Genomic DNA, 14,731 nt, shown 5'->3' on the forward strand with positions numbered 1-14,731 from the left:
CAAGACCAATCCCCTGTGGGAGCGAGCCTGCTCGCGAAGAGGCCAGCACATCCAACACCTATACCGACTGACCCACCGCCTTCGCGAGCAGGCTCGCTCCCACAATGGACGGTGGTGGGGCCCGGATTGCATAAGCAAGACCAATCCCCTGTGGGAGCGAGCCTGCTCGCGAAGAGGCCAGCACATCCAACACCTATGCCGACTGAGCCACTGCCTTCGCGAGCAGGCTCGCTCCCACAATGGACCGTGGTGGGACCCGGATTGCATGGGCAACGCAAACCCTCTGTGGGAGCGAGCCTGCTCGCGAAGAGGCCAGCCCAACCAACACCTATACCGACTGAGCCACCGCCTTCGCGAGCAGGCTCGCTCCCACAATGGACCGTGGTGGGGCCCGGATTGCATAAGCAAGACCAATCCCCTGTGGGAGCGAGCCTGCTCGCGAAGAGGCCAGCACATCCAACACCTATACCGACTGACCCACCGCCTTCGCGAGCAGGCTCGCTCCTACAATGGACCGTGGTGGGGCCCGGATTGCATAAGCAAGACCAATCCCCTGTGGGAGCGAGCCTGCTCGCGAAGAGGCCAGCACATCCAACACCTATACCGGCTGACCCACTGCCTTCGCGAGCAGGCTCGCTCCCACAATGGACCGTGGTGGGGCCCGGACTGCATAAGCAAGACCAATCCCCTGTGGGAGCGAGCCTGCTCGCGAAGAGGCCAGCACATCCAACACCTATGCCGACTGACCCACCGCCTTCGCGAGCAGGCTTGCTCCCACAATGGACAGTGGTGGGGCCCGGACTGCATAAGCAAGACCAATCCCCTGTGGGAGCGAGCCTGCTCGCGAAGAGGCCAGCACATCCAACACCTATACCGACTGACCCACCGCCTTCGTGAGCAGGCTTGCTCCCACAAAAAAACGGTTTTGTGGAAATGAACAATAATCCTCAATGCCCCTTGTGCAGCGGACCGGCGCCATCGTGTTTGGCGACTGGCAGGATGAGGGTATTGGAACTGGAGAATTCCCATGAAGATCGTGATTGCCCCTGACTCGTTCAAAGACAGCATCAGTGCTCAAGGCGCGGCCGACGCCATCGGGTTGGGTTTGCGGGAAGTCTGGCCGGAGGCGCAACTGATCAAATGCCCGATGGCCGATGGTGGGGAGGGCACTGTCGCGGCGGTGCTGGCGGCGTGTGGCGGGGAGCTTCACAATGCCGAAGTGCGCGGCCCCCTCGGCGATACAGCCTATGCGAAGATGGCCTGGTTGCCGGACAGCCGCACCGCGATCATCGAAATGGCCGAAGCCAGCGGTTTGCAATTGGTGCCGGTCGATCAACGCGATGCCTGCAACAGCAGCACTTTTGGCACTGGGCAATTGATTCGTTTCGCCCTCGACGAAGGTGCACAGCGCATCATTCTGGCCATCGGCGGCAGCGCCACCAACGACGGTGGCGCCGGCGCGATGCAGGCCTTGGGCATGCAGCTGTTCGATGCACAGGGACAGCCGCTCGCACCGGGCGGCCTGGCCCTGGCGCAACTGTTTCGCATCGACCTGAGCGAACTCGATCCGCGCCTGGCGGAAGTGCGCTTTGACATCGCCGCCGATGTCGACAACCCGCTGTGCGGTCCCCACGGTGCATCGGCGGTGTTCGGCCCGCAAAAAGGCGCCACGCCGGAACAGGTTCAACTGCTCGATCATGCCCTTGGGCACTTTGCCGATCACTGTGCGAAAGTCCTGAACAAGGATGTGCGCGATGAACCGGGCAGTGGCGCGGCGGGCGGGTTGGGCTTTGCCGCCAAGGCGTTTCTCGGTGCGCAGTTCTTGCCGGGGGTCGAGGTGGTCGCCGAACTGGTGGGCCTGGTCGAAGCCATCGAAGGTGCCGATCTGGTGATCACGGGCGAAGGGCGTTTTGATGCCCAGACCCTGCGCGGGAAAACGCCGTTTGGTGTGGCGCGAGTTGCCAAACAACATGGCGTACCGGTGATCGTAATCGCCGGGACCTTGGGTGAGGACTATCAGGCACTGTATGAACACGGCATCAATGCCGCGTTCTCCCTGGCGAGTGGGCCGATGACATTGGAGCAAGCCTGCGACGAAGCACCGCGTCTGTTGCGTGAGCGGGCGACAGACATCGCTCGCGTCTGGAGAATAGCTGCACTCATCAGCTGACCGCCATCACTGTGGCGAGGGAGCTTGCCCCCGTCGGGCTGCGAAGCGGCCCCAAAAAATGGGCCTGCTGCGCAGTTCAGCGGGAGCAAGCTCCCTCGCCACAGAGGTTCCTGTAGCCACAAAGGTTTTGCGTAAGGGCGACTACTGCGGTGGATCAATCTGATCCAGCACCCGGTTCGCCGTGATCTCCGCCAGCATCACGCTGTTGGAAATCCCCAGCAGCGCATGGCGGTCGCCACCTTCCAGGTGATCCACCAACTGATGGACCATCACATCCACCGACGCCAGCGTCTCCACCAGATACACCATCAGGGTTTCGGTGGTGAGCTCCGGGTCGACGGTAAACAGCGTGCTGGGTGTGCGCGGCGTGGCCTTGATGTCGGCCGTGGAGGGGAAGTGAAAATCGAGGGCGCGCTCGGCAGCCTCGTTGAGTTTGTTGGAATCGGGTTCGTAGGGGGAGGTCGGATCAGTGTCCGGGGGATTCGGTGTGACCTTGAACATAATTGCTTCCCTTTGAAGTAGGGCTGCAACCATTTCGCGACTAAACGAAAGGGTGGCAGCTGTGCGCAAGTTAGTCGACCGGTAAGGAAAGCGAAAAACCGGCGCGCCCGAAGACGCCATGCGCACAGCTCCCATCAAGCGCAGGCGAATACCTGACTGATGATGCTCGTGCGACCGCTTTACCTTAGCCGGGCGACTAAACCCGATCACTGATGAGCAGTGACGCGAATCAAGTTACCGAGCGGCCCCAAGGCGCACAAGCCGGCGGATTCTGGCGCAAGCGTAGGCAGCGACGCAAGGTCTTGTGGTTTTCAAGAAGTTGTCTTAAACGCGATTAAACAAGTGCTCTGAGGTGACGTCGAGCCACGACTTTGCGCCGTTCATATGTGATGGTTCTTTTGTTCCGCACCACGCCTGTATAGGTAGCCACCTGTCAACTCTGACAGTATCGCGATCTTTAAAACTTCTGCTTAATTCGCTCAAGGCCCAAGCAGCCTCGCAGAGCGAAGGGAAGAGTATTGCCGTGCCCGACTGTATCGATCTGCCAGACAGATATGACGGCCATTGCCTTTGCAATGGTTTGAACGATACGAATGGGAGAGCGACATCATGGCAAGTGACGGCAGAACACAACTACTACCTGCCTGGAGCCAGAGAGCGCCAGGGCGAGCCGATGCGGATCCGTTTCCACCCCCCGATGTGAGCAACGTCACATTGCCGGGCGAACCGAAAGGATTGTTCGCCAGAGCAACACTTGACGCCGATGTGACGTTGAAGATTCAGGCCTGGAGCACGATTCCGACTGATCCAATGGATAGAGAGCAAATCCGCGTACAGCTCGCGCGGCCAGGTACCTCGAACTACGAAACAGTTTACGAAAAGGAATATATCCCTGGTACGACCGAGATTCCGGTGGAGGTAACGATTCCTTCGCCATGGTTGCTGAAGGACGAAAATGAAGGCCCGTTCAAACTACGGTATCAACATGAGAATTATCTCGGCACACCCAGCAATTCCACAGACGTGGACGTGTTCGTCGATAAAATCCCTCCAAACGGTACTGCCGCGCCAGACAAGCTGACCCACAAGTTCGCGCTACCCATTGTCGATGCCACGCTTGCAGGGCCCGACCTGGAGTTCGACGTTCCCGAGTGGACCGGTCCTGCCCAAGGTGACAGAGTCGCCTTCACCGTAGTAGAAGAAAAACTGCCTGACGACCCCAATGACATCGTGCCCATCGCTGTGGTCGAGTTGGGGGATGACCGCAAGATTAAATTTCCGACTTCATTGTTAAAAGGGTTGCCAGACGGCAACTACTGCTTTGGCTATGTCGCTTTGGACAAGGCCGGCAACCGTAGCCGCATCTCCAATTACGACCTGATTCCCTTGGCAAAAGGTGCGTTTCCGCCGAATCCATACCCCCCCCTCAACGTACCTGAAGGAAACGATGGGGTGGTAGATCGGGCAGACGCTTTGCAGGGTGTCCATGTCGAGTTCGAAAAAATCCTGAACGCAAAAGCGACGGACCTGATCGCAATTATTTGGGGCACGAAGGAGCTTCCTTACCGCACACCCGTGGGTGCCTCCCCTCAGAACCCGATGAGTGTGCGGGTTATTTGGGAACATATGAGGGACGAGTACGGCTCGGCTGACGATCCTGTTGATACGCCTGTGGAGTACAAGCTGTACCGTGGTTCGGTGGCGCTTGGCGGTGCGACGGGCAAAGTCATGGTCGATTTTTCCCACACCGGTCCGGAGAACCCTAAACCTGAACCCGGCAACCCGAACCTTCACCCATTAGATGTTTACGGCGAGAGCGGTGAAGCCAGCGACACGCCTAACAAGTTGATCGCCAGCGATGAGAACAAGCCTGTTGTGGCCAGAGTCAAACTGTATGACCCTCTTACCAAGGGCGACGTACTTCAGGTGCGCTGGAACGACAAGCCTATCGGCAGCCCTCACCCAATCGACCCTGACCAAGACAACCCAGGCGACGAAATTGATATCGATATAACGGATTGGGACGTTATCAGGAAGGAAGGCAACAACACGAAAATGCCGGTGACCTATACCCTTACCAATCCTGACTTCACCAACCCTCAGGAACCCGAGACGCCTACTGACGTTGAAATCACCTTCCTTACCGTGACGTTGCCAGAGGCAGAACCACAAGGTCTCTTCAATGGCAGGCTCACTTGCCGTTCATTGCACTTCGAAGACGGAAAGATTGGTTTCCGATACCTGATTCCGCCAAGCGACTACTTGAAAGCAGGGATGACGGTTGCGCTTGAGTGGAAAGCTTCACATACCTACGCCACACCGGTGCCGATTCCCACCGCCGGTCTCAAGGAAACCTACGGGCCGATTTCCGACGACGAGGCGGAAAAGGGATTCTTCTGGTTTATCGAGCCTTATGCGACACGCATTCTGCCGACATGGAACAGCCCCACCAATCAGATCGGCAAGGGTGAAGTCAGCTACACCCTGGACGTCGGTGGCGTCCCGGTGTCCTCTGTTTTCTCGGACACACAGGTTGGGCTGACTCAGGGGGCCGGCACTTGTGACCTGATTCCACCCATACCCTGAAATTTAACAGGACTGCAGCAGGTGCTTTAGGGCACCTGCTGCTGTTGTGTGGTCTGCGACTGACTCTCGCGCTGCTCGCAGGATTAGTCCTACAAGATGTTCAGGAAACTCCTGCATCTGGGTCGGAAGCATCTGGATATTCTGCGCCGCCTTTGTAGTCCGGTTCTTTTCTATTGATCAGGAAAGCGCCGAACTTTTGTAGTTCAGAATCAATGGAGTCGCTCATGTCTGCCAGCCAGTTTTTTTTGTTGAGTCCTTTGTCGCGTACATTGCGACTGTTGCCCGTCGTGCCTTTTTTAATCATTGGCGAACAGGCCCATGCCACCCGTTTTATCGATGGCAGCCTGGAACCCGTTGCGTCAATCGATGGGACAGCGGCACTGGATAACTATGACGTATTCAACGGTGCCACCTTGAATGCCAACGGTGCGCAAACGCGGGATATCAGGATGACAGGATCGACCTTGAACCTCACCGGTACTCAGGTACAAGGCACTTCCGCCAACGGCGTGCATCTGGATAGCAGTCATGCAACGATCATCGGCAGCAGTATCAACAGCGACAGAGTCGGACTGGTGCTCAGTCACAATGCCGCAAACACCATTGGATCAACCGCGCAGGTAAGCGGCAGCACCATCACCGGCGCGCGAAATGGTGCGACCGTCAACGGCTTGAGTACATTGACGCTGGCGAACAGCGCGGTCACCGGCAACAGCCTGGCCGGCATCCGCATGTTCAACGGTACAGTCAATGCCGAGGGCAGCAACATCACAGGGGCCACCAACGGTATTCAGATCAATACCGACCCCGGTGTGGCTTCTCCTAATACTGTCGAACTGAGTGGCAGTCGGGTCGAGGGCTTGAATGGTGCGGCGATTCTGGTCGATACACAAAATGCAGGCGCGACGCAGGCGAATATCGCCGCCCTCAAGAACTCAACGCTGGTCGGCAGCAACGGCGTGCTGATGGAAGTACGCAATGGCGCCGAAGGTAACTTGCGCGTTGGTGGCAGCACGCTGGTCGGCGATATCGTTGCGGACGGCACCAGCACGGCCAATGTGCTACTGGATGACTCCGCCACCCTGACCGGCCGCCTGCAAAACGTGCAGAACCTGGGGGTCAACAGCAATGCCCGCTGGATCATGGTCGATAACGGCACGGTACAAAATCTGGACATGAACGGCGGCGCCATCCAGTTCGGCAACCCTGGCGAATTCTTCAAGTTGAACGTAGGTACGTTGTCGGGTACCGGCGGTACGTTTTTCATGCACACCGACTTTCGGACCGGTCAGGTCGATACCCTGACTGTGACTGGCACGGCGACCGGTAATCACACTGTAGCCATTGATGCCAGCGGCACGGAGCCGGTGGGGGCCGGCGCTATTCCGGTGGTTCACATCGGTGGCGGTGATGCGACGTTCAGCCTGGCTGGCGGTGCCGTGGACCTGGGGGCTTTTTCCTACGACCTGATTCAGCAGGGCAGCAACGACTGGTACCTCAATACCGCGTCTCGCGTAATCAGCCCGGGGACCCAATCGGTTATCGCGCTGTTCAACGCCGCACCGACTGCCTGGTATGGCGAACTCAGCACCCTGCGTACGCGCATGGGCGAAGTGCGCATGGACCACGGCAAGGCCGGCGGCTGGATTCGCGCCTACGGCAACAAGTTCGACGTCGAGGCCAGTTCGGGGGTTGCTTATCAGCAAGTTCAGCAAGGCCTTTCGTTTGGTGCCGATGCGCCGTTGCCGATGGGGGATGGGCAATGGCTGGTGGGGTTGTTGGGGGGTTACAGCAAGTCCGACCTGGATTTGAGCAGTGGCACCAGCGGCACCATCGACAGCTACTACCTGGCTGCCTACACCACGTGGCTGCATGAGCAGAGCGGCTACTACTTCGATGGCGTGCTCAAGTTCAACCGCTTCCAGAACGAATCCGATGTGCACCTGAGCGACGGCAAGAAAACCAAGGGTAATTACGACAGCCATGGTGTTGGCACATCGCTGGAGTTCGGCCGCCATATCAAATTGGCTGACGACTACTTCGTTGAACCCTTTACCCAACTGTCGGGCGTGATCATCCAGGGTAAAAACTACGACCTTGACAACGGCCTGTCCGCAGAAGGCAGTCGTACCCGTTCACTGCTGGCCAAGGCCGGCGCAACCGCAGGGCGCAACTTCCAGTGGGATGACAAGGTCGTGCAGCCTTATGTCCGCGCCGCTTATGTACACGAGTTCGCCAACAACAATGAAGTGAAGGTCAACGACAACACCTTCAACAACGACCTTTCGGGTTCCCGTGGAGAATTGGGTCTTGGTGTGGCGGCATCACTGAGCGACAAGGTCTCGATTCATGCCGACTTCGATTACAGCAATGGCGACAAGATCGAACAGCCGTGGGGCGCCAATTTTGGAGTGCGTTATAGCTGGTAACGCGTTGATTGCGACAGCACGAAGGCTGGTTACTGTCTTGATCGACAGCCACCAGCCTTTGAATGGAAGTTGAGTTTTCATCAAACGGTCGGACATCTGCGGCTGACTTTGTCTCCTGCGTCTGGCACTTAGTGAAGGAGAACATCAATGTCATCAAAAAGCAGCCGTACGATGCCTGCCCCCTGGACAGATCCTGCACCACTACCCGATATAGTGGGGGGAGAGACCAATCTGATGCCTAGATTGGCGTGGATTGATCCGGCTAATCCACTCAAGGTGAAGTTCGCACCTTGGTCACCCTCAAACCCCAGCGTAGGCGATCCCGAGTCAATCCGTATTTATCTGGACGATAGTGAAATCGGCTTCAAGGAGTGGACTGCGACCATAAGGCCCGACGATCACTTTGTTTCCATCAGTGCGGACAAGCTAACCCAAGGTGAGCACCAGCTAACCTATGTCATGACCAACTGGCTTGGAACGCCCGATAAATCACTACCATTCACCATCACTATCGATAAACTGGAGCCACAACTCAGCAACCCGAACAAACTGGTTTTTCCTGCCGAAGTCGCCCCCCCTCCGAAGAAAATCACTGCCGCTTACCTCACTGCGAATCAGGACAAGGTCTTGGCGACCCTGCCTCGATACACCGATCCCAAGCCGGGTGATGTCATCCGCTGGTACTGGGGCACCAGTCAAGGTGACTTGAATGAGGCCGATTTCATAGTGCTCGATCACACCAACTTTCTTCAACCCGTCATCGTTGTAGTCACCGGAAAGCTGATTCGCGACCGTAAAGATGGCAATCGTTATGCCAGTTATCGGGTGTGGGACCGGGCGGGAAACCCGAGTGTGCATTCCGAGGTGGTTGAGCTGGATGTTGAGGCAACCCCGAAACCCCGGATATTGCCACCTTCGAAAGTCAAGGAGGCCAACGGCGGTGCTACGAGCGGTGTGTTGACCCCCAGTACGGCAGTCAATGGTGTCACGGTGCAGATTCCCGCCACGGCGGTGATCAATGATGGGGAGCGGACGGTTGTCATGTGGGCTGAAGGCACTGCAGGCGAGTTCATTACTGAAACGCCAGTGGCCGTGGGCTCGCGGGATTACAAGATTCCCAAGGACAAGATTGCCCAGCATCTGGGCAAGACCATCGTCGTGAAATACAAAGTGTTTGAGCCTGGCGTCGTGGATCCGCATAAGTCTGACAACTACAGTTTGCGCGTCGAGGAGCTGACCGGCCTGCCGACCATTCAGTGCGACAAGGTTTCAGGCGGCAAACTGAGCCTGGCAAGCATCACGGACGGCTTCGCCAATTTTACCCTCGCAAGCTGGACCTTCATGGCTACCGATCAGTACCTCACTGTGACCGTGGAAGGCGTAGACAGTAATACTCAACCGTTGGTGATTCCGGTACTGACGGAGTCACCGGTCCCGGCAGTGGCTCAAAGCATTCCAGCGGGCCGAATTTCAAAGGCGGATTTGCAACGTTTCAAGCTCAATCTTGCGATTCAAGTGGTGGTTAAAGTGAGCTTCGATAACAAGCAAAGCTGGAAAAGTTTTCCCAAGTTGCAACCTCAACTCATTGCTTGAGGAGCGGGGGGACGGGTTTGCCTGCAAAGGCAAACCCTTTTTTATGAAGAAGGTGAACTCAGGGTTACTTGTAGGTCAGGGTGAAACCCAGCGCACCTTTGGCCAGGCCGGGCCGCACGGCGCTACTGTCTTGGGTCTGATAGAAGCGGGCATTGAAGTTCAGGACGGTGGTACCGGGTGAAATCGCGATCAAAGGCACCTCGGTTTCGAGTTCCATCGGGGTGATGCCGTCGGCTTTCAATACCTGAATACCCAGCCCTTTAGCATCCGAATCGGACGTCAGGCTGAAAATACCACTGGTCGTCGGGCCAATGGGGGCTGAACCCTTGACACCTTCGAGCCGGATATTGGCTGTGGCAATGGTGCCGCCCGGATCAGTCTCGCAGGCACTCAACGTGATGCTGAACGGTACGGCCGGAGTGGAGAAGCCCGGACCGGTAAAATCGGCGGTATCCCAGTCGCCGAGTTGGACCGGGTCGGCACTGACCGGATTGGCGCCGACGGTGCACTGGGCCTGAATGATAGTGCCGATCATGCCATAGCCAAACGCTTTGCCCATATCGGTGAAATGGCCGCTGAACAATTCGCTGCCATCCAGGGTGTGGGGGCCTGGGGGCAGAGGTCCGGTTTTGATCAGCGTGACCCGATTGGACAGGCTGTTGAGCGCAATGGGTGTCAGCAGATTTCTTTCGTTGAAGCCGTCGTAGGGTACGGTGGGATCGCCGATGGGGACAAAGGAATTATCAGCCAGGCCATTGAGTGGAAAGCCCAGTTTGACCCGCACGCCAACGCCGGGGATGTTGGTTTGCAAGACCTTGCCGGTGACATCTTCGCCGTTGATCGGCTCCAGCGGTCCCGGAAAAATGGGTGCCGTGGCCCGGGCGTTGAAATCCAGGCGCCGGGTACCGTCGTTATGGCATTCGACGCGCAGACCTGCGTTGTTCGGCGTGGAATGATTGAGGTCCACGGTGCCGATGACGGCACCGACGCGGGCATCTCGCGGGACGTATAGCGTCCCCATGTTGCGCTGGTAATTCATCATGGCCGGTCCGCCGATGTTCCAGCTGCAGGTGTTGGCCATTGCCAGGGGCGCCATGCAACTGGCAGCCAGTGTGGCAGTGCGCAACAGGTGGTGTATCGCAGACTTCATCCTGTGTTTCCCGGAAATAAGCTCGTTGGCGCCTGACGCCTTTCGTGTGATCAGACGCATGTCAGTTCCTGTAATCGATAGCCCTGAGCCTGTTCCATGGCGGCGGGTTCGACGCTGAGTCGACACTGAAGATCATTCTGTTCTCCCCAACGAACGTCGAACGTCTGTGGCTCGGCATCGGTGGATACCATGACCTGGCCGGCTTGACCCACGATCCCCATGACCTCTCCCTGGGCATTACTCAGTTGAGCGCCGAACGGCAAGGGCAGGCCCGAGGCGGTGCGCCCCGTGATGATCAGGCGATTGACCGAGCGCGCGGGAAAGGTGGCCTTGACCACCGCCCCGCGTCTTGGCACGACCTGGGTGGTGCCGTTGTCGATTTCCACTTCGGGCCCCAGTTCATCGGTCTGCAGGACAACCTGATTGATTCGATAGGGGCGCAGATGGGGCATCAGGGCGTAGCCGCGCTCGTTGGTCTTTACGCCCGTAGCGTTCATGACGCCGATCCCGGCGATATCCGGTACCTCGACCAGCGCAGTGGTTTCGCCCAGATAAGGTCCCAACTCGATGCCGTCTGCGTGCATCAATACGGCACCACTGGCATTGATCGAAGCGCTTCGGTAATTCCCACCCTGGGTCAACCCCGCACCGAGACTGCCAAAGGGCGCCTGGTAGCCGGCCGAGAGCGCGGCCGCTTGCTGCTGGTGTTCATCGTTGCTCAGGCTCACACGGTAGTTGAGCCGGTTTTCGTCGAGGCTGCCACCGAGGCTGGCACGCTGGCTGTAGCGGTCGCGGTTACTCTGAACATCGAACGTCGCGGTGCTTGAATGACCCAAATCCAGTGGCAGGGACACGCTCAGGCCGAGTTGCCGATCACTGCCATGGGTTTCACTCAGTGATTGCGAGGCATGCAGGTTGTAGCTCGCGCCGGCGTGCTGGGTATTGAAGTTGAACTGAAACTGCCGCTGTTCGTAACTGGTGTGCCAGTAGTCCTGATGCGACAGCGTGAGGCTCACTGCACTGCGCGAACCGATGTTCTGATAGATCGAGGTTTCCAGGCGACTGCGACGGCTGCCGTGGAAGGTTGTGCTGTGGCTGCGTTGGCGTACCGCTTCATCGAAATCCCGATAGCCCTCGGTGGAATAGCGGTAACCGGCGAAGCGCAGGTTGGTCCGGGTAGCGAAGGATTTACCGTACTTCACAGCGTAACTCATGCCCTGGACGTTCTGTGTGTCATGGCGGTCGACGTCGGCGCTGGAGCGGGTGACGTCCAGCGCCAGGGCGCCGATGGAGCCCAGGTCTTTGGCAATGCCCAGGGTACCCGCTTGATAAAACTCGCTGGCCATCAGGCCGCCATACAGCGTCGAATCCCAAGTCGTCCCCATGGCCAGGGTACCTTGCCAAAGCAGCGGCTCGTCCAGATTGCTGGCAGCGTTGTAACGACCCAGGGCGCCGCTGTAACGCCATACGCCTTCGCGCAGCAGGTTGCCGATCGTAGCGTAAGGCTGGGTAAAACGTCGGACCTGGCCATCGGCTTCGGTCAGGACCACCTCCAGTTCGCCGCTGCCGCCAATGGTGCTCAGATCGTCGATTTCGTAGGGGCCGGGGCTGACGTAGGTGGAGTAAATCGGGTAACCGTTCTGCAGAACCTCGAGTTTGGCGCGGGTCTGGGCGACACCGCGAATGATCGGCGCATAGCCTTGCAAGGCGTCAGGCAACATGCCCATATCCGAGCTGATCAGCGCACCCTTGATCGGGATGCTTCTGAACACATCGCCGCCGGTAAAGGTTTCGCCCAGCGTCAGGTTGGCATGGGTGCCGGGCAAGTCCCGTTGCGCATAGGTATAGGCCCGGGTCCAGACGCGTTTGCCGTCTTCGTCCTGGCGCATGGACTGGTTGCTGCGCAAGCGCCAGGGGCCGAGATTGAGGCCAGTGTTCAGATAAAGGTCATCGCTGTTGTTCTTGCCGCCGTAGCGGCTGGAGCCCTGTTGCGCCGAGGCCTGGTAATTGATGAAGGCGGCGTTGATGCCGTAGTCCCAGTGTTCGGGGTCGATGTGACCACTGACATCACGGCGCATGGCAATCTGCGGAATGGAAATGGCCAGCAGCAACTTGCTGGCGTCGAAGTCGATCTCGGCGCCGGGGATCAGCGTAAACAAGTCCACGCAACGGGCGTGCAGCAGTGTGGGGTCGGCGAGGCTGTCGAGCCGAACACCCAGCTGTTCGAGCAATTCGGGCGCCAGGCAAGGTAGAAGGCGATCATTTTCCGGGCTCAATTCAAAGGCCATTTCGCGCTGGCCGAAGTAACGCAGGTTGATCTGGATGTCGACCCAGTAACGGCCTGGTCCAAGGTCGTGACTGCTTGCCAGGGCGCGCAGGGCTGCAGCACCGGCATCGCCGGCATGGGCCGGGCTTTGACGCATGAAGCCGGATTGGAATTCGATGGGCTGGATCGCCTGCGCCGGTTTGATTTCCAGCAGGATGGCGCCACTGCTGCCGATAAAGAACAGCTGAACGAGGCGCAGGCGCACAGGCACGGCCGCGCACCCGCGGTCGGGTAATGAAATCATGGGTGTGGGTTCCTGGCAGTTAGTGCGGAGGGAACTGCCTCAAGGGGCCAGTTGAATCGGCTGGGTCAATGGCGTGCTATAGCCGCCGTAGTCATTGATCGCCGAGAACACGACTTGCAGGTTGTTGTTGGGTTTGAAACCGTTCAGAGGGTAGCTCTGGTTGCCGAGGGGCTCGACCATCGTGGCATTCTGAACGGCATGGCTCTGGCCATTGCCGGTCACGTCCAGGCGGATGAAGGACACGTGAAAGGGCGTCGGACTATTCACCACAAGATGAGGCTGGCCGCCGACGTTCTTGATCGACCATTGCAGGTCCTTGAGACGGGCGATGGGGTTGTCCTTGAGTTGGCTGGGGCGATAGAAAAGCTTGATGCGTGTGCGCAACGCGATGTTCAGGACATTGCCATCGTTGGCTTCGGCCTGTGGTATTTCCTGCACGTTGAAGTAGAACAGCGACTCGCGATCGGTGGGCAGCTTATTGGGCAGGCCGTTGATCTGGACTTGTTGTTCCTTGCCCGGATTGAGTCGAAACAGGGGCGGGGAAGGGATGAACGGCACCGCGGTGGTGTCATCGTCACTGGCCGTGTTGACCCAGGTTTGCACGGCAAAAGGCCGGTTGCTGGGGTTGGCGACAATCACCGAGGTGCTGCGTTTGTCACTGTCGAATACCACACGCGTGGCGCCGATCGTCAGCGCCGCCTGGGTGACAGGAATATGGGCGGCCAGCATGAGCAGCGTCAGGCAGACGCCTATCACATGTCGGGAAGCGTTGGGCTGTTGAGTCAAACCAAACATGGGGGGATTACCTCAATACGCCCGGGCAGACAAGGCGTACCCGGGCGTATGGAAATGCCACTTGAACACGACGCGATCACGTCGTGTTCAAAGCGGGCGGGGTGGTGATCAGTTGATGGCGACGATGAACTGCACATCCGCCGAAGCGGCACCGGCGGTCACGGTGGCGGCCGTGGAGCGGTAGTAGGCGTTGAAGATCATGTCGGTTTCGCCGGTGTCGTTCAGATCGTAATCGGCGGACGCTGCGCCCGGTGCGATCGGTGTGCCGGTCTTGTCCTTGAGCACGATCACAACGCCCTTGGCGCCGTCGTTGGTGGGCGTGACTGCAAAGTAGTTGCCCGAAGTGTCGGCAGTGCCGTTGAAGGTCACGGCGGCGGTGTTGTCCGCTGGGTTCAGGTTGCAACCGGCACCGCCCTTGACGCGCAGGCCGAAGCTTTTGCCGGAATACTCCTGGCCGATGGCCGTGAAGCGGCTGGCTTCGATGGATCCCATCTTCACCAGGTTACCCACCGAACCGTCGCCAGGGTTGATGACCTCAATGGGGCAGGTGCTGGAGGTGATCTTGCCCTCGAAGTTGATGGTGCCGGTGTTGGCGAAGGCGGAAGTTCCGGACAGTGCTGCGGTTAGTGCGAGGGAAAGTGTGAGTAGATGTTTTTTCATGGTGGATCCTTAGTTAAATAACGTCCGAGGGGAGGGAGGGTGTTGCGTGTGTTTTGTTTAAAAGTGTTAATTGTTGGGGTGTCATGACGGGGCGGGATTCTAGAAGGGTTTGTTTGGATAAAATAGCCAGATACGTTGTTGTTTTGTCGACGTGATCTGTAGGAAAATTCTTTGATATGGAGGCGTAAACAGGAAGTTGCTTGGAGTGGGGGTGGTGTTTCTGGAAGAGGTGCGGTAGTTGATCGCGGTAAGCGAGGGCGACTTTCTATGCAGGCTG

At 58.2% G+C, this 14,731-nt stretch carries 10 protein-coding genes; 4 read left to right on the forward strand and 6 right to left on the reverse strand.

Annotation, left to right across the window (positions count from 1 at the left end; translation table 11 throughout):
• Positions 1-1,027 precede the first annotated feature (1,027 nt).
• Positions 1,028-2,170 (forward strand): glycerate kinase, encoded by a 1,143-nt coding sequence (locus BJ917_RS00005; protein WP_121100782.1) that lies wholly within the window; start codon positions 1,028-1,030, stop codon positions 2,168-2,170.
• Positions 2,171-2,311: 141 nt separating this feature from the next.
• Here BJ917_RS00005 and BJ917_RS00015 read toward each other — a convergent pair whose 3' ends face one another.
• Positions 2,312-2,671 (reverse strand): DUF6124 family protein, encoded by a 360-nt coding sequence (locus tag BJ917_RS00015; RefSeq protein ID WP_121100784.1) that lies wholly within the window; start codon positions 2,669-2,671, stop codon positions 2,312-2,314.
• A 609-nt stretch (positions 2,672-3,280) separates the two neighbouring features.
• On the opposite strand from BJ917_RS00015, the gene BJ917_RS00020 reads away from it, so the two are divergent.
• Positions 3,281-5,257 carry a hypothetical protein gene (locus BJ917_RS00020; protein ID WP_147432527.1) on the forward strand — a complete coding sequence of 659 codons (1,977 nt, stop codon included), beginning with the start codon at positions 3,281-3,283 and terminating at the stop codon, positions 5,255-5,257.
• Positions 5,258-5,357: 100 nt separating this feature from the next.
• Here the strand turns inward: BJ917_RS00020 and BJ917_RS32085 are convergent, their stop codons facing one another.
• Positions 5,358-5,483: a hypothetical protein gene (locus BJ917_RS32085; protein WP_256658473.1), complete on the reverse strand. Its 126-nt coding sequence runs from the start codon at positions 5,481-5,483 to the stop codon at positions 5,358-5,360.
• On the opposite strand from BJ917_RS32085, the gene BJ917_RS00025 reads away from it, so the two are divergent.
• Both BJ917_RS00025 and BJ917_RS00030 read left to right on the forward strand, forming a co-directional pair.
• A complete protein-coding gene (locus BJ917_RS00025; protein ID WP_121100790.1) occupies positions 5,482-7,686 on the forward strand; it encodes an autotransporter outer membrane beta-barrel domain-containing protein in 2,205 nt (734 codons plus the stop codon). The two genes, BJ917_RS32085 and BJ917_RS00025, sit on opposite strands and share 2 nt — an antisense overlap.
• Before the next feature lie 147 nt (positions 7,687-7,833).
• A complete protein-coding gene (locus tag BJ917_RS00030) occupies positions 7,834-9,279 on the forward strand; it encodes a hypothetical protein (protein ID WP_147432528.1) in 1,446 nt (481 codons plus the stop codon).
• 64 nt (positions 9,280-9,343) lie between these two features.
• Here BJ917_RS00030 and BJ917_RS00035 read toward each other — a convergent pair whose 3' ends face one another.
• From BJ917_RS00035 to BJ917_RS00050, 4 genes are all read right to left on the reverse strand, one after another.
• Positions 9,344-10,375, reverse strand: a complete 1,032-nt coding sequence (locus BJ917_RS00035) for a fimbrial protein (RefSeq protein ID WP_256658525.1) — start codon at positions 10,373-10,375, stop codon at positions 9,344-9,346.
• Positions 10,376-10,479: 104 nt separating this feature from the next.
• Positions 10,480-12,999 (reverse strand): fimbria/pilus outer membrane usher protein, encoded by a 2,520-nt coding sequence (locus BJ917_RS00040; protein WP_121100799.1) that lies wholly within the window; start codon positions 12,997-12,999, stop codon positions 10,480-10,482.
• A 39-nt stretch (positions 13,000-13,038) separates the two neighbouring features.
• Positions 13,039-13,794 (reverse strand): molecular chaperone, encoded by a 756-nt coding sequence (locus BJ917_RS00045; RefSeq protein ID WP_121100802.1) that lies wholly within the window; start codon positions 13,792-13,794, stop codon positions 13,039-13,041.
• A 108-nt stretch (positions 13,795-13,902) separates the two neighbouring features.
• Positions 13,903-14,454 carry a fimbrial protein gene (locus tag BJ917_RS00050; protein ID WP_096511731.1) on the reverse strand — a complete coding sequence of 184 codons (552 nt, stop codon included), beginning with the start codon at positions 14,452-14,454 and terminating at the stop codon, positions 13,903-13,905.
• Positions 14,455-14,731 lie beyond the last annotated feature (277 nt).

It is taken from the genome of Pseudomonas sp. WPR_5_2 (assembly GCF_003634475.1).
Classification (GTDB): Bacteria; Pseudomonadota; Gammaproteobacteria; order Pseudomonadales; family Pseudomonadaceae; genus Aquipseudomonas; species Aquipseudomonas izuensis.